General features: G+C 72.7%; 21 protein-coding genes. 10 read left to right on the top strand and 11 right to left on the bottom strand.

Features of this window, described 5'->3' with window-relative positions:
* Positions 1 to 6: 6 nt before the first annotated feature.
* Positions 7 to 813 carry a DUF6461 domain-containing protein gene (locus ACFV3E_RS38755; protein ID WP_500540020.1) on the top strand — a complete coding sequence of 269 codons (807 nt, stop codon included), beginning with the start codon at positions 7 to 9 and terminating at the stop codon, positions 811 to 813.
* Between the two features lie 80 nt (positions 814 to 893).
* Here the strand turns inward: ACFV3E_RS38755 and ACFV3E_RS38750 are convergent, their stop codons facing one another.
* From ACFV3E_RS38750 to ACFV3E_RS38735, 4 genes are read right to left on the bottom strand one after another with little or no spacing between them, the layout of a single operon-like run.
* Positions 894 to 2,093: a CaiB/BaiF CoA transferase family protein gene (locus ACFV3E_RS38750; protein WP_500540018.1), complete on the bottom strand. Its 1,200-nt coding sequence runs from the start codon at positions 2,091 to 2,093 to the stop codon at positions 894 to 896.
* A 34-nt stretch (positions 2,094 to 2,127) separates the two neighbouring features.
* Positions 2,128 to 2,277 (bottom strand): hypothetical protein, encoded by a 150-nt coding sequence (locus ACFV3E_RS38745; RefSeq protein ID WP_500540016.1) that lies wholly within the window; start codon positions 2,275 to 2,277, stop codon positions 2,128 to 2,130.
* Positions 2,264 to 3,676, bottom strand: coding sequence for a nuclease/transposase family protein (locus ACFV3E_RS38740; RefSeq protein WP_500540014.1), 1,413 nt, complete (start codon positions 3,674 to 3,676; stop codon positions 2,264 to 2,266). The genes ACFV3E_RS38745 and ACFV3E_RS38740 overlap by 14 nt, the downstream gene beginning before the upstream one ends.
* Complete coding sequence (locus ACFV3E_RS38735; RefSeq protein WP_500540012.1) at positions 3,669 to 3,884, bottom strand: hypothetical protein; 216 nt, start codon at positions 3,882 to 3,884, stop codon at positions 3,669 to 3,671. Before ACFV3E_RS38735 ends, ACFV3E_RS38740 begins: the two co-directional genes overlap by 8 nt.
* A gap of 85 nt (positions 3,885 to 3,969) precedes the next feature.
* Between ACFV3E_RS38735 and ACFV3E_RS38730 the strand changes: the two genes are divergently transcribed.
* Positions 3,970 to 4,713, top strand: coding sequence for a hypothetical protein (locus ACFV3E_RS38730; protein ID WP_500540010.1), 744 nt, complete (start codon positions 3,970 to 3,972; stop codon positions 4,711 to 4,713).
* 121 nt (positions 4,714 to 4,834) lie between these two features.
* On the opposite strand, the gene ACFV3E_RS38725 is transcribed toward ACFV3E_RS38730, so the two are convergent.
* Positions 4,835 to 5,290, bottom strand: coding sequence for a GNAT family N-acetyltransferase (locus ACFV3E_RS38725; RefSeq protein ID WP_500540008.1), 456 nt, complete (start codon positions 5,288 to 5,290; stop codon positions 4,835 to 4,837).
* A gap of 46 nt (positions 5,291 to 5,336) precedes the next feature.
* Between ACFV3E_RS38725 and ACFV3E_RS38720 the strand changes: the two genes are divergently transcribed.
* Positions 5,337 to 6,197, top strand: coding sequence for a phosphotransferase (locus ACFV3E_RS38720; RefSeq protein ID WP_500540006.1), 861 nt, complete (start codon positions 5,337 to 5,339; stop codon positions 6,195 to 6,197).
* A gap of 7 nt (positions 6,198 to 6,204) precedes the next feature.
* Here the strand turns inward: ACFV3E_RS38720 and ACFV3E_RS38715 are convergent, their stop codons facing one another.
* The 3 genes from ACFV3E_RS38715 to ACFV3E_RS38705 form a co-directional block, all read right to left on the bottom strand.
* On the bottom strand, positions 6,205 to 6,999 hold the full coding sequence (locus tag ACFV3E_RS38715; protein ID WP_500540004.1) for an SDR family NAD(P)-dependent oxidoreductase: 795 nt from the start codon (positions 6,997 to 6,999) through the stop codon (positions 6,205 to 6,207).
* 104 nt (positions 7,000 to 7,103) lie between these two features.
* Positions 7,104 to 7,682, bottom strand: a complete 579-nt coding sequence (locus tag ACFV3E_RS38710) for a hypothetical protein (RefSeq protein WP_500540002.1) — start codon at positions 7,680 to 7,682, stop codon at positions 7,104 to 7,106.
* Positions 7,683 to 7,759: 77 nt separating this feature from the next.
* Positions 7,760 to 8,425 carry a maltokinase N-terminal cap-like domain-containing protein gene (locus tag ACFV3E_RS38705; protein WP_500540000.1) on the bottom strand — a complete coding sequence of 222 codons (666 nt, stop codon included), beginning with the start codon at positions 8,423 to 8,425 and terminating at the stop codon, positions 7,760 to 7,762.
* Positions 8,426 to 8,550: 125 nt separating this feature from the next.
* On the opposite strand from ACFV3E_RS38705, the gene ACFV3E_RS38700 reads away from it, so the two are divergent.
* From ACFV3E_RS38700 to ACFV3E_RS38690, 3 genes are all read left to right on the top strand, one after another.
* Positions 8,551 to 8,835 carry a ribbon-helix-helix domain-containing protein gene (locus tag ACFV3E_RS38700; protein WP_499509169.1) on the top strand — a complete coding sequence of 95 codons (285 nt, stop codon included), beginning with the start codon at positions 8,551 to 8,553 and terminating at the stop codon, positions 8,833 to 8,835.
* Positions 8,832 to 9,221: a hypothetical protein gene (locus ACFV3E_RS38695; RefSeq protein WP_500328836.1), complete on the top strand. Its 390-nt coding sequence runs from the start codon at positions 8,832 to 8,834 to the stop codon at positions 9,219 to 9,221. Before ACFV3E_RS38700 ends, ACFV3E_RS38695 begins: the two co-directional genes overlap by 4 nt.
* Before the next feature lie 142 nt (positions 9,222 to 9,363).
* Complete coding sequence (locus ACFV3E_RS38690; RefSeq protein WP_499509167.1) at positions 9,364 to 9,834, top strand: SPW repeat protein; 471 nt, start codon at positions 9,364 to 9,366, stop codon at positions 9,832 to 9,834.
* A 101-nt stretch (positions 9,835 to 9,935) separates the two neighbouring features.
* On the opposite strand, the gene ACFV3E_RS38685 is transcribed toward ACFV3E_RS38690, so the two are convergent.
* A complete protein-coding gene (locus tag ACFV3E_RS38685) occupies positions 9,936 to 11,159 on the bottom strand; it encodes a cytochrome P450 family protein (protein WP_500539998.1) in 1,224 nt (407 codons plus the stop codon).
* Positions 11,160 to 11,273: 114 nt separating this feature from the next.
* On the opposite strand from ACFV3E_RS38685, the gene ACFV3E_RS38680 reads away from it, so the two are divergent.
* Positions 11,274 to 12,506, top strand: coding sequence for an FAD-dependent oxidoreductase (locus ACFV3E_RS38680; protein WP_500539996.1), 1,233 nt, complete (start codon positions 11,274 to 11,276; stop codon positions 12,504 to 12,506).
* Between the two features lie 86 nt (positions 12,507 to 12,592).
* Here the strand turns inward: ACFV3E_RS38680 and ACFV3E_RS38675 are convergent, their stop codons facing one another.
* The gene (locus tag ACFV3E_RS38675) at positions 12,593 to 13,474 is read right to left on the bottom strand and encodes an alpha/beta fold hydrolase (RefSeq protein WP_500539994.1); all 882 of its coding nucleotides are present in this window, start codon (positions 13,472 to 13,474) and stop codon (positions 12,593 to 12,595) included.
* A gap of 218 nt (positions 13,475 to 13,692) precedes the next feature.
* Here ACFV3E_RS38675 and ACFV3E_RS38670 point away from each other — a divergent pair, with 218 nt between their 5' ends.
* Positions 13,693 to 14,361 carry a TetR/AcrR family transcriptional regulator gene (locus ACFV3E_RS38670; RefSeq protein WP_500539991.1) on the top strand — a complete coding sequence of 223 codons (669 nt, stop codon included), beginning with the start codon at positions 13,693 to 13,695 and terminating at the stop codon, positions 14,359 to 14,361.
* 117 nt (positions 14,362 to 14,478) lie between these two features.
* Positions 14,479 to 15,180, top strand: a complete 702-nt coding sequence (locus ACFV3E_RS38665; RefSeq protein WP_500539989.1) for a nitroreductase family protein — start codon at positions 14,479 to 14,481, stop codon at positions 15,178 to 15,180.
* Between the two features lie 21 nt (positions 15,181 to 15,201).
* Here ACFV3E_RS38665 and ACFV3E_RS38660 read toward each other — a convergent pair whose 3' ends face one another.
* Positions 15,202 to 16,317, bottom strand: coding sequence for a PP2C family protein-serine/threonine phosphatase (locus tag ACFV3E_RS38660; RefSeq protein ID WP_500539988.1), 1,116 nt, complete (start codon positions 16,315 to 16,317; stop codon positions 15,202 to 15,204).
* A 209-nt stretch (positions 16,318 to 16,526) separates the two neighbouring features.
* On the opposite strand from ACFV3E_RS38660, the gene ACFV3E_RS38655 reads away from it, so the two are divergent.
* A complete protein-coding gene (locus ACFV3E_RS38655) occupies positions 16,527 to 17,039 on the top strand; it encodes a 4-hydroxylaminobenzoate lyase (protein WP_500539986.1) in 513 nt (170 codons plus the stop codon).
* Positions 17,040 to 17,044: the final 5 nt, after the last annotated feature.

The raw sequence follows: 17,044 nt of genomic DNA, 5'->3' as shown, positions 1-17,044 counted from the left end.
TGATGCATGACCTCGGCGACCGCACAGGACTACGCATGGATACGTTCCTCTCCGCTGTTCGGCTACGCGCTGGAGTGCGGGTACACCCTGACCCTGGCGCGGGGTGTCACCCCGGGGGAGGTGCTGCGGGTGATGGGGGCGGAGCCGCAGGGCACATGTACGGGAGCCGACGCGCTGATCGAGCGGCAGGACGAACTGCGCGACCCGATGGACTACTGGGACGACTCCTTCGTCGCGGGCGCGTTCACCGTCCCGGGCGAAGGCGGCGACTGGACGCTCGTCCTGCACGTCGGAGAGGGGGGCACGGGGATGCAGCCGCGCTTCCTGGAGGCCCTGTCGACGGGCGGGCGCGCCGTGGTGCACTCCAGCAACGGAGGCAAGCCCATGGACTTCTTCCACTGGTATGAGGACGGGGAACTCCGGACCACGTTCGAGCGGCCCGCAGTCAGGGCTGGCAGCACCCCCGATGCCCTCAACTCGTCGATCCTCGAGGTCGGATGGGCACTGTCGGAGGACGAACACGGGACAGGCGGGGGCGTCGACACCAAGGCCGCGGCCTTTGCCCTCGCCGAGCGGCTGACCGGGGTCCGGGTGACGGAGGAACTGCTCCGGGACGCCGAATACCAGCTCGGTCATGTACCCGAGGAGCCCGCCGAGGAGTGGACCGGCATCGTCATCGACATCACCGACGCCCATGGGGAACGCTTTTACCTGGAAGTCACGCGTGACCAGGTGGAGAGCGCCTCGGCCCGTGCCCGGGCCGAGGCCGCGAAACCGATGGTCATCCGCGGGCCTTCGTCACCCGCTCCCTGACCCGTAGTGAGCCGTGCCTGGGCCCGTGAGCCCGGGCTGGGTGACGAGCCGTCGCTCCGTCGCGATCGCCGCGTGGTCGCTCACCGGCCGCCCTCCGTCCCTTTCCGCGCGCCGGAGAACTCGGCGCGAACGGCGTCCGTGTGCTCGCCCAGCGCCGGAACCGAACCCATCAGGGCCTCGCGTCCGCGTACCGTCACCGGCGGCAGCAGCCCGCGCAGCGGGCCGGACGGCGTGCCGAACTGCCGCCAGCGGTCGCGGGCTTCTAGCTGTGGGTGGGCCGCGAACTCCGCGACCGACCGCAGCCGGGCGTTCGCGATCCCGGCGCCGTCCAGGCGCTCCAGGACCTCGTCGGCTGTGAAGGCGGCGAAGTGCTCCTCGAGGATCGCGGTGAGCTCGTCGTCGTGGGCGTGGCGCAGCGGATTGTCCGCGAACCGCGGATCACGGACCAGCCCGGGCCGCTCCAGCACCTTCTCGCACAGGGCGACCCAGTCGCGGTCGCTCTGCACGCTGACGAAGACCTCCCCGCCGTCGCCCGCCCGGTAGTGGCCGTACGGCGAGATCGACGGGTGCCGGGCGCCGCTGCGGGTCAGCGGCGCGCTCCCGTACAGGCCGTGGAAGAGGGGCTGCCCCAGCCACTCGCCGAGCGCGTCGAGCATCGCCACGCCGAAGGCGCTGCCCTCGCCGGTGCGTTCACGCTCGTACAGCGCGGTCAGGACGCCGGTGTACGCGTACATCCCGGCCGCGATGTCGGCGATGGAGATCCCGGCCCGCGCGGGGCTGCCCGGCGTGCCCGTCAGCGACACCAGCCCCGACTCGCACTGCACCAGCAGGTCGAACGCCTTCTTCGCCGCGTAGGGCCCGTCGTCGCCGTAGCCCGACACACCGCACCAGATCAGCCGCGGATGCCGCGCGCGCAGCGCCTCCGCGCCCAGGCCCAGCCGCTCGGCGGCACCGGGGGCGAGGTTCTGCACGAAGACGTCGGCCTCCGCCAGGATCCGGTCGAGCAGAGCGCGGTCGCCCTCCTCCTTGAGGTCCAGGACCACGCTCTCCTTGCCGCGGTTGCACCAGACGAAGTACGCGGACTCACCCTTGGCGGCCTTGTCGTACTCCCGCGCGAAGTCGCCGCCCGGCCGCTCGACCTTGATCACCCGTGCGCCGAGGTCCGCCAGCTGACGGGTCGCGAACGGCGCGGCGACGGCCTGCTCCAGGGAGACGACGGTGACGCCGTCCAGTGGCTGCCGCTGTGCCCCGTGCTGTGACGGTTGCTGTGGCTGCTGCAAGGCTCGCGCTCCTTGTCTGTGCGGTCGGGAACGGTCAAACGTCCACGGTCGTGCCCAGTCCCTCCGCACGCGCGACGGCGTGGACGACATGGGCGGCGGCCACGTCCAGCGCCGCGTGCCCCGTGGACTTGAAGACGGTCAGCCCGCCGGCCTCGCCGCGTCCGGGGTGGTCACCGGCGAGCACGGAGCCGAGCAGGACGACCTCGCGGCCGGGGGAGAGCCCCTGCAGTTCGTGGGCCCCGGCCGGGGGAGGGGAGCCTGCGGCGCCGGGCCACTCGGCGAACAGCGCGGCGGGTGTAGGCGGGATCGACAGCAATCACGCTGAGACCGGACTCGGCGCACATCGACAGCAGCCGGGCGCGGAGTTTGCCTGTGGGAATGCTGGAGACGAGTTGTCGGAACCGCTTCCTGCGGCCGTGTTTCTCGCGAGTCCTGGAGTTGGTGAAGTCCAGGTCTTCGATCGCGATGGCCTGCACGCCTGTGCTCTTGGCCCAGTGCAGGAGGCGGGTGAGGGCGTGGCGGAGCTGGGCATCACGTCGGGTGGCCGACCCGGACATGTTGTAGTCGAAGCGGGGAGGTGCGCCGACGGGGTTTCCGTACTCGTCGAGCTGCCACGCGGCGAGGTGATCGGCGTTCATGTCCACCCCGACCGCGCCATCGGCCCGCAGGATATCGAGGGGGACGACGGGCAGGTCTTTGCGGGTCCAGGACGCATCCAGGTACCAACGCCCGGTGTGGGCGTTGAGGTGGATGCGGTAGGCCACGGCCCGGTTCGTCGAGACACGGTCGCGCCACTCCTCGCCCCGATGTGGGAAGCCGACTCGGGCAGCGAGGGTATACCGGCCGTGCTTCGCGTTGGCTAGGTGGGCCAGCGGAGCGGGCAGCTTGATCGAAACTTCGCCGTCCGGGGTGACGCGGATCGTCTCGTTGCCGTACCGCTTTCCGGACTCGCCGTCAGCCGCCAGGAACCAGCGGGATGCCTCCCAGTGCTTCTTCCATGCAGCCTCGGTCAGATTCGCGGCGGTCAGGTTGTGCCGGGTGTTCGCCAGTTTCCGGCCTCCGCGCACTACCTTGACACGCCCGGTTTCCCGCTCGGCCGACAGGCGGCCGTAGGTGGCCTCAAGGATCGCCAGGCGCCGAGACTTGTGGAACCACTCATGGCGGGACCGGTATCCGCCTGGTCTGCCACGGCTGCCCTTCTCCCCGACGGGGAGAGACAAGCGATGCCGGATCATGCGGGTACCCGCATCGAGTGACTGCAGGTGCGCTACTTGAGCGCGCCGGGACAAGCCCCACTGGTCATGGGCGTTGGCTGCGATCGATCCGGCCCACCGGGACGACGACTGAGCAGTCAACTCCCGCTTGCGTTCGGCCCATGTATCCGTGGAGTGGTCCAGGCCGTCCCGGCACCTGCGGGCCAGATCACGCGAGGCCAGCGCGCCTAGGTGCGTGCCCACCATCCGCAGCATCTTCTCGTCCTCGGCCGTGAGGCCCCCCAGCCGGTCACGGATGGTGACGCCGGACGGTCCGTCAGCGACGTACGACCGCGCGATCGCGCGCAGCGGCATGCGCTGATCAGCCATGCTCGGCGGCCTCCAACGCCTTACGAGCGCGGTTCTTCGCCAGGCCGATGTCGCTGACCGCTTCGGGTGTAGCGTTGCCCTCCACCCTTACGGGGATCGTGCGTGGTCCCAGCCGCTCCGCCAGAACCGGCAACGTGCCCTGACGAAACGAGCGATACGCCGTATGGGGACTGGCCCCCTGCGCTTGTGCCCAGTCCATCAGATTCACGCAGAGATCATAACGGCCTATAAGGCAGCTATGTGCGCTCCTGCATACTTTAGAACGAGTGGTTCACAACCCCCGGAGAGTGCGAGTGGCCTCTCAGCAGCCCCTCACCTATGAAGCGTTCGTCGAACTCGCGACCGCCGACCCGGCTGTCGTCGGACTCGTCCTCAAGGGCTCACGGGCCCACGAGGGCATGACCACGGAACACTCCGACCACGACCTGTACGTCGTGGTCGCCGACGGCGCGACGACGGCTCTCACGCGCTTCGCGGGGCACCGCACACCGGAGCTGGACCTCGTCATCGTCTCCATCGAGGAGTTCCGCGCCGCCGGGATGCCGGGGTTCGAGCGGTACGCGCTCGCGCGCGCCCGGACCGTGCTCGACCGGCTCGGGGGCGGGATCGCTGGGATCGTGGCCGCCAAGGCGCGGCTCGACGCCGGCGAGGCGTCCCGGGACGCGGGCCGGTGGCTCGACGCCTACGCCAACTCCCTCTACCGCTCGGTCAAGAACGACCGCGACGGACACGCGCTCGCGGCGCGGCTCGACGCCGCCGACAGCATCGGGTTCCTGCTGGAACTGCTCTTCGCCCTCGACCGGCGCCCCCGCCCGTACAACAAGTACCTGGAGTGGGAACTCGCCCGGTTTCCCCTGCCCGGCTGGGACGCCCGCATGCTGCTCGACGCCGCGGAGACCATCTCGGCGACCGGGGACGTGTCCGCGCAGCGGGAGCTCTTCGCCCGCGTCGAGGCGGCGGCCCGCCGCGCCGGGCACGGCGCCGTGCTGGACGCGTGGGGCGAGGACCTGGCACTGATGCGACCGCGGGAGGCCTGACAGCGGCGGCGCACGGAACGGGGCGTGCCCGCGTCGTGGCCGAGCCTTCGGGCAGGGGGGAGGCGGCCGGCGCGTCGAGCGCCCGCGCGGCTGACCGGATCGCTCCGGCGACCCCCAGGGGTCAACCGCCGCACACGGCGGCGGGTTCGCGCACCATGAACACGTCGACCGGATCCTCGGTGTCGACGGTGAACCCGTGCCGCTCGTACAGCCGCCGGGCCGCGCTGCCCCGCAGCACGTTCAGCCTGACCGGGACGCCGTCCCGGTCGCACCGCTCCAGCAGCTCCCGCAGTACGGCCGTGCCGATGCCGCCGCCCTGCAGACGCGGGTCCAGGTAGAAGTGCTCCAGCCAGTGGGCGTCCCCGGCGGGCCGCAGGGCGACGCAGCCGGCGACAGCGCCGCCCACGTCGATGACCCAGGTGTGCTCCGGCGCGAAGGCGTCCCGCAGGCGCTGCCGCACGCGGTGCTCGTCGTACCGCCCGAGTCGCTCCAGGTCGGCCCGCATCACCACGGCGCGCAGCTCCGCCACCGCCTCGACGTCCGTGGCCGCAGCCGGCCGTATGTCCCAGTCCGCCATGATCGAAAGGCTATCGCGTCCCGCGCGGGGGCCCTACGCTGCGGTGATGCCCGATCACGTGCCCGAGGAGCTGCTGAGCGTCGCCGCGGCCCTGCTGCCGGGACGCGACCTGCGCGGCGCGGCCCTCGCGGTCGGTGGCTCGCACCATGTGGTGCTGCTTCCGGGCGTCGCGGTCGTGCGCGTCGCCAGGAACCCCACCGCGGTCGCGGCGCTGTCCCGGCGCATGGAGCTGCTGCGCCGCCTGGGCGCCCTGGACCTGCCCTTCGCCGTGCCGCGCCCGCTGTCCGACGTGGTCCCGGTGGCGGGGCACACCGCTGTCGCGCTGTCCTGGGTGGGAGGAACGCCCGCACCACGGGGCGGGGGCGGGGAGCCGGAACACCTCGCGGGGCTGCTGCGGGCACTGAAGGACGTGGACTGCCGCGACCTCCAGGGCCTGCTGGGCGCCGCGCACGAATACGCGGGCGGCGACCGGTGGGCCGAGATGATGGAGCGCGACGTCGTCCCCCGGTTGCCGCGCACGTGGCGGTCCGAGGCGCGCCGCCGCGTGGGCGCCGCCCTGGACCTTCCCCCGGTCGAACCGTCCCTGGTCCACGGCGACCTGGCCGGCGGCAACCTGCACTGGAGCGACGACGGCCGCGTGGTCGGCGTGCTGGACTGGGACCTCGCCCAGCCGTTCGACCCGGCCGTCGACGCCGCCTGCCTGGCCTGGCACGGCTGGGACAAGGTGGCGGCGGCCGTCGACCGGCCGACCCTGCACCGCGCGTGGACGTGGTACCTCACCTTCGGCCTGGAGCAGGTGGCCTTCGCCCTCCTCAACGGGGAACCGGAGGACGTCGTCGAGCGACACGGCTCGCTCACGGCCGCCTGGCTGGAGCGCACGGCACGGATGACGCGACCCGGCGGCTGACGCCGTCTCAGGGGACGATGGCGTCCACGCAGCCCCCGTCGACGCGGACGGCGCCGCCGGTGGTGGCCGAGGCGAGGTCGGAGCTGAGGTAGACCACCATGTTGGCGATCTCCGCCGGCTCGATGAGGCGTTGCAGCAGCGACTGCGGGCGGTGCTCGCGCATGAAGACGCGCTGCGCCTCCTCCCAGGGCAACTCGCTGCCGACGAGCCCCTGGACGAACTCCTCCACCCCCGCGGTACGGGTCGGGCCGACCAGGACCGAGTTCACCGTGACGCCCGAACCCGCTGCCTTCTTGGCGAAGCCGCGCCCGAGGGCGAGCATCGCCGTCTTCGTCATGCCGTACTGGATCATCTCGACGGGGATCGCCACTCCGGACTCGCTGGAGATGTACTGGATGCGGCCCCAGTCCCGCTCCAGCATCCGCGGCATGTACATCCGGGTCAGGCGGACGGCGGACAGGACGTTGACGTCGAAGTACCGGCGCCACTCGGCGTCGTCGATCTCCAGGGCGTCCCTGGCGCCGTAGACGCCGAGGTTGTTGATGAGGATGTCGACGTCCGGCACGGCCTCGCGGGCCCGTTCGGCGCCCTCGTCGGTGGCCACGTCGGCTCCGACGGCGACGAACTCCCCGTCCGGCACCTCGTCCCGCAGCTGCTTGAGGGCCTGGTCCACCCGGTCCGGGTCGCGGCCGTTGACGCCCACGCGCGCTCCCGCCCGTGCGAGCCCGGCCGCGATGGCCGCTCCGATGCCCTGCGTCGATGCCGTCACCAAGGCGGTCCGTCCGGTGAGGTCGATGCGCATGTCCGCTCCCTGGGGCGACCCGGTCGACGATCACGGCGGCACGACCGTGCTCCTCCCAGTCTCCGCCAGGCGGCATCCCGCCGCTCGGCGAGCGACTGCCGTCGTCACCGGGCCCTGACGGCACGCCGCTCGGCGAGGAAACGGTGGACGGCCCAGGCCGCGCCGGCCGCCGCGGCCGTCCAGACCAGGGCCTCGGCGACGGCGATCGCCGGGGTCACCGTCACATGCGGCCGGGGCGGCAGCACGACCATCTGGACGGCGGCACCGACCGGCACCGTCAACGCGGCCAGGAGGCCGGTCAGGCCGGGCCGCCGGATGGCCGCGCCCGTCATGCCGAGGAACGGTCCGAAGAACACCGCGACCACCGCCCAGAGGAGGACATCGTTGCCCGCGTTCACGAGGAGGTGGTCCATCGCGGAGTACGTCGCCGTGGCGGCGATCAGCGACAGCGGTCCGGCCGGCACGCCGCCGGCGGGGGTCCCGGCGAGAAGGCCCGCGGCCAACGCCAGCGCGGCCCACGACCAGCCCGCGTCCAGCAGCAGGCTCAGCACCTTGGCCGCTCCGCCCCAGAGGGTGCCGGTGATGGGGGCCCCGAGTCCGGAGTACGGCGAGGACAGCGCGTTGACGAGCGAGGTGACCGCCCCGAAGACGGCCCCGACCGCCACACCCCCCATGATCTTCATGGCGGGAGGTTACCGAACGCGCCCTGCGCGCACGGCTGTTCGGCGATCTTCGCCCCGTCGCTCAGCCGCCCCGCCGCTCAGCCGGCGGAGGCCTTCCGGAGGGCGGCGAAGACCGCGCGGGCCTCGGTGCCGTCCGGCTGCTGCCAGCGGGCGTCGACGTGACCGAGCGCGCCGTCCGCGGTGCCGTCGGCAGCGGCGGGGCGCAGGGCGCGCGTCACGCGGAGGACCAGGCGCCCGGCCGGTCCTGCGTCGACGGTGACGTCGGTCGTGGCCTCCGGGCCTTCGGCCACGGATCCGGTGACGGACACGGCGGCGTCCACCGGTCCGGCGTAGTGCCGGGCGACGGTCGGGTCGGGAGTGTCGCTGAGGCTCTGGGCCTGTGCCTCGGTCTCACCGCGCACCAGGGCGGTCAACTGGGCCACCACGACCGGGTCGTGCGCGCCGTCGTAGATCCAGCGCTTGCCCAGCACCCCGTGCTCCGTGGTGCCGATGAGCGCGTCCTCGGCGCCGGCCAGCGGCGCGCCGCGGTAGCCCATGGGCACGTGGTACGCGGCGCCGTCCTGGTCGGTGACCACCATGAACTCCACCCCGACCTCGCCCAAGGGGTCGTCCAGGCGGAAGCCGCCTGCCTTCACGAGCTCGGGCGCCCGCCCCGCGCCCGCGTACCAGGGCTGCCGGGGGAGCCACTGCGTGAGCAGCTCCAGCTTGGTCGGCGTCAGCGTCGTGTGGTGGATGAGCGACATGGCCGGTGCAGCCTTCCCCTGAGTCCGAACGTGCGGGGGACATCGTCCCATCCGGGTCCGACACGTGGTCGTCCAGTCGGGTGACGATCGTCCCCCGTGCGGCCATACATCGGTATGGTGACCGTATGGCGAAGCAGAAGGTCACCATCACCCTCGACGAGGACACCGTCGCCGCGGTCGACAAGCTGGCCGGTGGCCCCGGCGGCAACCGGTCCGCGTTCATCGAGGCGGCCGTCACCGAACGGCTCCAGCGCACCGAACGCGCCCTGCGCGCCGTCGACTGGCTCGCCGCACGGGCCCGTCAGGACCACCCCGGCGAGTGGGAGGCCGCCCTCGAGGCCGTCGCCTCCGCCGACGCGCGGCGCGGCTTCGAGACCGCTCCTCCCGCGGACCCGGGTCAGGCGGCGTGAGCGGCGGGTACATCCTCGACCACACCGCCGTCCGGGCCCTCGCCCTGGGGCGGCCGTACATGGTCGCCCGGGTCATCCGCTCGGCGCAGACCGCGGTGCCGCTGTACGTCCCGGCGGTGCCCTTCGCGCAGGGCCTGACCGAGTCGGTCCTCGGCGAGGTGTACGAACGCCTCCAGGACGCCCTGGCGGCGCCGTGCTTCGTCTTCCGGGCGCTCGGCGAGGCCACCTGCTGGTCCGTCGCGCAGATCGCCCACGAGCGCGCGACGGACATCGCCACCGCCCACGCCGCGCACCTGGCGCTGTCCACCGGCCTTCCGGTGCTCACCCAGCAGCCCGACGCCTACAAGCGCGTGGACGCCCGGATCGACACCGAGCAGATCGTCTGACCCGCCCCGTCGCACGCTCCTGGACCGCGTGACCAGGGCGTTCCGGGCCGCTCGTACCGTCCCGCGTGAATCTCCACGTCTCGACCGCCGCATCGTGGGTAAGTGTGGGGTGAAACGTCCGAAATGAGTGGGGATGGTTTAGATGGCCTCTACGCGACCGAGTATCGAGCAGCACCCCGACCTGCTGGCGCTGCGCGCGGAGTACGAACGGACGACCGCCACCAACCGGGGCCAGGCGATCGAGGCCATGGGCCTGGTGACCGGCACCTACCTGGCGGCGTCCCCCTGGATCGTGGGCTTCAACGGCCTGTCGACGATAGCCGTCGGCAACCTGATAGCCGGCATCGCGTACGCCATGCTCATGGGCGGCGTGGGCAGGGCGTTCGAGCGCACGCACTCCATGGCGTGGGCCGCCGCCATCATCGGCCTGTGGACGATCATCTCGCCGTGGTGCATCGCGGGGAACGTCAGCACGACGCGCACGATCGTCAACAACGTGGTGGTCGGCGTCATCGCTCTGGCGCTCGCGCTGGCGGCGTCCTCGATGCGGCCGGGCACGGGCCGGGGGAAGTCCTCGGACATGAGGGGCCCCACCGGAGGCTCACGCATCTGACCGGCTCCCGCCGAATCCGCCCGCCGGGCGAGCCTTCTGCACGGCTCGCCCGGTGGTACGCGTGCGGGGGCGTCCGGTGCCCGGTCCGGATGCCCCTGCCCTCAGCCGACGGAGGACCCGAAGGTGACGGGCAGCCGAGAGGGGCCGCGCAGCACACGCGGCCGCCAGTGCAGCTCGTCGGGCGGAACGGCCAAGGCGAGGCCGGGCAGACGGCGCAGGGCGGTGCCGATGGCGATCCTGCCCTCCAGCCGGGCCAGCGGCGCCCCCAGGCAGTAGTGGATGCCGTGCCCGAAGGCGAGGTGGGCGTTGTCCTCCCGGGTGATGTCCAGGCGGTCCGGGTCGCCGAACCGCGCCGGGTCGCGGTCGGCGATGGCGGAGGCGACCACCACCGTCGCGCCGCGCGGGATCGCGACCCCCGCGATGGTCAGGTCCTCGCGGGCGAAGCGCGCGATGCCGGGGTTGACCGGCCCGTCGTACCGCAGGAACTCCTCGATCGCACCGGGCAGCAGCTCCGGGTCCTCGCGCAGCATGCGCAGCTGGTCCGGGTGGGTGAGCAGGGCCGCGATGCCGTTGCCGATGAGGTTGACGGTGGTGATGTACCCGGCGACCAGGAGCAGGAAGGCCATCGAGATCAGTTCGTGCCGGTCCAGCCGCTGCTCGTCGTCGTGGGTGGCGATCAGCGCGCTGAGCAGGTCGTCCCCGGGGTGTGCCCGCTTGGCGTCCAGCAGGGCGGTGAGGTAGCCGTGCATCTGTTTCCAGGCCGCCTCGATCTTGGCCGGGTCCGGCGGCTGGGGGCCCTGGAGGACCATGTCGTCGGTCCACCGCTGGAAGTCGTAGCGGTCGGAGACGGGCACGCCGAGCAGTTCGCTGATGACCGTGACGGGTAGCGGCAGCGCGAAGTCCTCGACCAGGTCGGCGCGCCCGGCCGGGACGATCGCGTCGAGGAGCTCGTCGGTGACGGCCTGGACGCGCGGCTCCAGCTCGGCCACGCGGCGGGCGGTGAACGCCTTGGAGACCAGCCGGCGCAGCCGGGTGTGGTCGGGCGGGTCGGCGCGCAGCATCGTGCGGATCATCGACTCGCGCTCGGTGGTGGGCAGTCGCGCCATGAGCCGCGGGTCCGCGGCGTCGCGGACGTCGCTGCTCAGCCGTGGATCGGTCAGGGCCGCCAGGCCGTCCTCGTACCGGGTGACCAGCCAGGCCTCCAGCTCGCCCTGGATGACCGCGCGGCGTACCGGGCCCTCCTGGCGTAGCTCCTGGTACAGGGGGAAGGGATCGGCGACGAAGGCCGGATCGGTGAAGGGCAGGGTGACCGGCTGCTGGCTCATCAGGCCTCCGGGAGTGCGTGGCACCTCATGACGGCATCAATGTGCACCGTTCAAGGATAATATGTCCCGTTATATCGGGGCCGGGATGCGGATGACGGCGGAGGGCGGGCTGCGATGGAACGGACCACGTGCTGCGTGGTGGGCGGCGGCCCGGCGGGCATGGTGCTCGCCCTGCTGCTGGCCAGGGCGGGGGTGGAGGTCACCGTCCTGGAGAAGCACGGCGACTTCCTGCGCGACTTCCGCGGCGACACCGTGCACCCCTCGACCCTCGCCCTGCTGGACGAACTCGGCCTCGCCGAGCGCTTCGCCGCCCTGCCGCAACGCCGTGTCACCACCGTCCAGTTGCCGATCGGCCCCGGGCGGTCCCTGGTCACCGTCTCGGACGTCGGCACGCTGCGGGGCCCGTACAACTACGTGGCGATGGTGCCGCAGTGGGACCTGCTCGCCCTCCTCGCGGACGAGGCCCGCCGCGAGCCGACGTTCACCCTGCGCATGGGCACCGAGGCGACCTCCTTCCTGGAGGAGCGCGGCCGGATCACCGGCGTGCGGTACCGCACCGCGGACGGCGCCGGTGGCGAACTGCGGGCCACCCTGACCGTGGCCTGCGACGGCCGCGGGTCACTGGCACGGTCGCGGCCGGAACTGGGCCTGCGGGAATTCGGCTGTCCGATGGACGCGTGGTGGTTCCGGGTGCCGCGGCACCCGGGCGACCCCCAGGGGCTGGTGGCGGGAGTCGGCGACCGCTTCCTCACCGCGATGATCGACCGGGGGGAGTACTGGCAGTGCGCCGCGCTGATCCCCAAGGGCAGCGACGCCGACCGCCGTGCCGCGGGCCTCGACCGGTTCCTCGCGGCGTACTCGGCCGCGGTGCCGTGGCTGGGCGACCGCGTGCGCGCGGTGCGCTCCTGGGACGAGGTGAAGCTCCTCGACGTGCGCTGCGACCGGCTGGAGCGCTGGCACCGCCCGGGGTTGCTGTGCATCGGCGACGCCGCCCACGCGATGTCCCCGGTGTTCGGGATCGGCATCAACCTCGCCGTCGAGGACGCCGTCGCCACCGCGCGCCATCTCGTGGAGCCGCTGCGCCGCGGCAGCGTCGGGCTGCGGGACGTCCGCGGCGTACAGCTCCGCCGGTGGCCGACCACGGCCGCCACGCAGGCCCTGCAGCGCCTGGCCCACCGCCGCTTCGTCGCCCCGGTGCTGGCCGGACGCTCCCCGCTCGGCGACGCCGACCGCGCGGGGCGGCTCGCCGGCCTGCTCAACTCCACGCCCTGGCTCAAGCGGGTGCCGGCGTACTTCATCGGCTACGGCGCCCTGCGCGAGCGCCCGCCGGCGGCGTCGGTGCGGTAGGTGCGGTGTCCCGGCCGGCCCGCCGGGCAGGCCCGCAGACGGCAGGCCGGCCCGGCGCCAGGCGCGACCGCTCCGGGTGTCCGGGCTCAGGCGGTGGCCCTGGCGGCGTTGCGGGCGATCGCGTCGACGACCGCCGGCCACACCTGCTCCGGCAGGTCGTGGCCCATGCCCGGGATCAGCAGCAGTTCGCTGCCGGGGACCGCGGCCGCCGTCGCCCGGCCGCCGCTGTGGTCGATCAAAGGGTCCTGCTCGCCGTGCACGACCACCGTCGGTACCGCCACCGACCGCAGGCCCGGCGTGCGGTCCGGAGAGGCGAGGATCGCGGCGTACTGGCGCACGTAGCCCTCCGGGCGGTACGCGCGGTCGTAGTCGGCGGTCATGCGCTCGCGCAACTCCCGCGGAGCCGGCGGGTAGGCGGGGGAGCCGATCACGGCCGACCTGCGCACCCCCTCGTCGATGACGGCCTCGCGCGTCAGGGGGACGCCGTTCGAGCCGGGCATCGCCGCGACGGCCTCCGCCGAGGCGCGGCCCACCGACCGATCGCCGGTGGTGGACATGATCGAGCACAGCGACAGCACCCGGTCGGGGTGGTCGATCGTCAGCTGCTGGGCGATCATGCCGCCCATCGAGGCGCCGACGACGTGCGCGGCCGGGATGTCCAGCGCGTCCAGCAGCCCCACGGCGTCGTCCGCCATGTCGCCCAGCAGATAGGGGACGCTGGAGGGGTCGCCCGACAGTACGGCGCCGATGTCCGGGACGGGGTGCTCGTCGAGACCGGTCGACAGGCCCGCGTCGCGGTTGTCGTAGCGCACGACGAAGAAGCCGCGGTCCGCGAGCGCGGAGCAGAACTCCGGCCGCCACAGGGTCATTTGCGCACCGAGGCCCATGACGAGCAGCAGCGCCGGATCGCCGGCGCTGCCGAAGGTGTCGTACTCGAGCTCTATACCGTTGGACTTCGCGCGCGGCATGCGGGGCTCCTTGGGGGCTCGCGGGGGATCGGCTCATACCGTCCAGTCGGTACGATAGCTGCGCCGTCCCCGCTCGGCACCCCCACCGGCGCGGCGCCCGCGCCCTCGTGGGAGAGGCGTCCGCGTGGTGAAGTGAGGGCCCATTACATTACACTTATGTAATGTAATGCCCGCAATCGATGGCATGGGGCCGTGTCCGGGCACAGAGAGGACCGCGGATGAGCGGCGACGACCGCACCGGAAGCGCCAAGGACGGCAAGGGGGCCGACCGCGGCGCCGGCTCGCGGGCCGGTGGCCGGCCGCGGGACCCGGCGATCGAGGAGGCGATCATCCGGGCGACGCGCAAGCGGCTGGTCGCCGACGGGTACGCGCAGATGACCATCGGGGACATCGTCGCCGACGCCGGGGTCACCCGGCCCACGCTGTACCGCCGTTGGGCGAACAAGTACGACCTGGTCGTCGACGCCCTCCGGTACGGACTGCGCGCCCAGCGCGAGGCGTACCCGGACGTCGACATGGACGCGCTGACCGCGGTCGAGGCGTTCCGTGAGGCCGTGCGCCGCCTCGACCCGCGGTACCACAACAAGGGCGCGATGGCCCTGCACGGCAACTTCATGGCGGAGGTCGAACGCGCGCCCGGCCTGCTGGAGCAGCTGCGCGAGCACGGAGTGGGGCCCCGGTGCGACGAGTTGGCGCAGACCCTGCGGCGGCTCCGCGAGCGCGGCGAGGTCCGTGAGGACGTCGACCTCGACACCGTCGTGACCCTCTGCTTCGGCAGCTACTTCGCGGACTACCTGCGCACCGGCGGTTCCGGTGCGGACATCCCGGACCGCCTCGTCGCCACCGTCTGGCCCGCCATCGCGGTGCGCCCCGCCGGCTCCGCCTGATCCGGCCGGGCGCGGTGCTGCGGGCCGGGGCGGTCCGCGGCGCGGGCGGGTGGTATCCGTTCGTGTTACAGTAAACATCTGTAACGTAACTGCCGCTCGCGCCCTGGGAGTTGACCGGTGGACGTCTACGAAGCGCTCTACACGACCCGGATCATGCGGCGCATGAAACCGGACCCCATCCCGATGGAGAGCCAGTGCCGGATCCTGGACGCCGCGATCCGGGCGCCCAACGGCGGCAACACACAACGCTGGCACTTCCTCGCCGTCGACGACCCCGGGCTCAAGGCACGGCTCGCCGAGCTCTACGCGTCCTGCCGGCAGCGGGAGTACGCCGACATCGAGGCCGGCAGGCTCGGTACGGCACCGCACGAGGACCCCGCACGGCGGGCGCAGTCCCTGGGGCGCATCAAGAGCTCCGGGGACCACTTCGTCGAGCACTTCGCCGAGATACCCCTGCTGCTCTTCGTCTTCGCGGTGGACGACCACGGCGGCGCGAACATCTACCCGGCCATCTGGAGTTCGCTGCTGGCCGCGCGGGCCGAGGGCATCGGCAGCGTGCTGACCACGGTCCTGCGCTACGAGGCCGACACCGTGTGCGACCTGCTGGGCGTGCCCACCGCGGACGGCTGGCGGATGATCGCGATGCTGGCGTTCGGATATCCCCTGGGCCGCTGGGGGGTCGCCGCCAACCGGCGTCCGGTCCACGAGGTCTCGTCGCGCAACCGGTGGGGCGCGTCGTTCGGGGCCCGGGTGCCCGAGCCCCTGTGGCCGCCGGACGCGGACGGTGCCCGCATCGAGCCGGACGACCCGGCTTCCTGAGCGGGACGGCGCAGCCACGCGTCAGCCGGCGGGCAGGCACTGCACGGCCACCAGCGCCACGTCGTCGTTGAGCCGCCCGTCCGTGTGGCGGAGCAGGTCCGCCAGGACTTCCTGGAGCAGGGATTCCGGGTCGCACAGGGCTGTGTCACGGGGGATCCCGCGGTCGGTCACGGAGTAGAAGGCGCCCGAGCGGTCCCGGGCCTCGGCGAGGCCGTCGGTGTAGAGCAGGAGCAGGTCGCCCGGGGCGAGCGGGAAGAAGGCCACGCGGTACGCGGCGGGGTCGAGGCCGGCCAGCCCGAGCGGCGGCGCGGGCGCCGGGCCCGCGAGGGCGGTGATGCGGCCGTCACGCAGCAGCAGGGGCAACGGGTGCCCGCAACTGACCGTGCGCACGAGGCCCCCGCCGGCCGGGAACTCCACCAGCAGTGCGGTGATGAACCGCTCCGGCGCGTCGGCGTCGGCCTCGGACGCCTCGGCCACGTGCCGGCGCACGCTGCCCTCCAGGGCCGCGGCCAGGCCGGGCAGGGTGGGGTGCTGGTGCACCGCCTCGCGGAAGGCGCCGAGCAGCGCCGCCGTGTCGTCGAGCGCCTGCAGGCCCTTGCCCTTGACGTCACCGATGAGGAGCCGGGTGCCGTACGGCGTCCGAGCCGCGGCGTACAGGTCGCCTCCGACCTCGGCCATCGTCTCGGCCGCCCGGTACACCGAGGCGACCCGCAGGCCCTCGATCCGTCGGGGGAGGGGCCGCAGGACGACCTGCTGCGCCGCCTCGGAGACCACCCGCAGCCGGCTCGCCTCCCGGCGGTTGCGGTCGCGGGTGCCGCAGAAGGCGACGAGGAACCCGGAGACCACCAGCAGGGCGGCGACATGCGTCGGCAGGATGGGGGAGCGGAGCAGGCCGTCGTGGACGTCGCAGGTCACCGCGGCCACCAGTGACAGCGCGGCCACCGCGGTGGTGGCGCGCGCCGTCGAGATCGCCGCCATCAGGGCGGGCGCGGCGATGAGCAGGGAAGCCAGGTGCACGTCGGAGGGCGCGAGGAAACCCATCGTCGTGATGATCAGCACGAGTGCGACGGGGGTGCCGACCTCGGACAGCCGCCATCCCCGCCACGCCCGCCAGGACCGCTTGATGGGCTCGTGCACGGGCCTCGCCTCCTCGGCCGGCCCGCCGCCCCACGACGGGGGAGACGGGTCGCAGCGGAAAATTCATTACAGATAGGAACTGTAACGCTGATCGACGTGCGGGGATTCGGACCGGTGTTTCGTTACAGCTATTGACTATAACGAAACTCGCCGCCAAGCTGGCATCGACGGGGTGCGACGGCCACCCCGGGCGCCGGGAGGACGGACGGATGGATCACCAACGCGAGCTCGTCGAGCGCAGCATCCCGTTCCTGGACGCGGTCAGGAACCGCACCGCGGGCAAGGAACTCGAAGGCTGGCTGAACGACACCCACGGTCCGCACAGCGAGCTGTACGGACACCTCTCGCGCCTGATCAAGCTCGGCGTCGAGGAGGGCTGGGCCGCGAACGCCGAGATCGACGGCCCGAACTACCGGCGCAGCCTCATCGCACCGCCCTCGGCTGAGACGCAGTACTTCAGCATCACCGCTGTGTACATGAACAGCCAGGCCCGCTACCGGGGCCAGTACCACGCCCACCCCTACGGCGAGATCAACCTCGTGGCGCCCGTCGACCGGGACGCGCAGCTCGCCGGTCCCAGCGGCTGGCAGGGGCCGGGCTGGACCGCCCCCGCCCCCGGCAGCCACCACTACCCCGAGGTCCGCGGCGGCGCCCTCATCGCGCTGTTCTACCTGCCCGCCGGGCGCATCTCGTACGACGTCACCGCGCCGCGCGGGCACTAGGGTGC

It is taken from the genome of Streptomyces sp. NPDC059718 (assembly GCF_042733315.1).
In the GTDB taxonomy this organism is placed as follows: domain Bacteria; phylum Actinomycetota; class Actinomycetes; order Streptomycetales; family Streptomycetaceae; genus Actinacidiphila.
The sequence above is the reverse complement of the archived record's forward strand: the minus strand, read 5'-3'. Positions and strand labels throughout refer to the sequence as shown.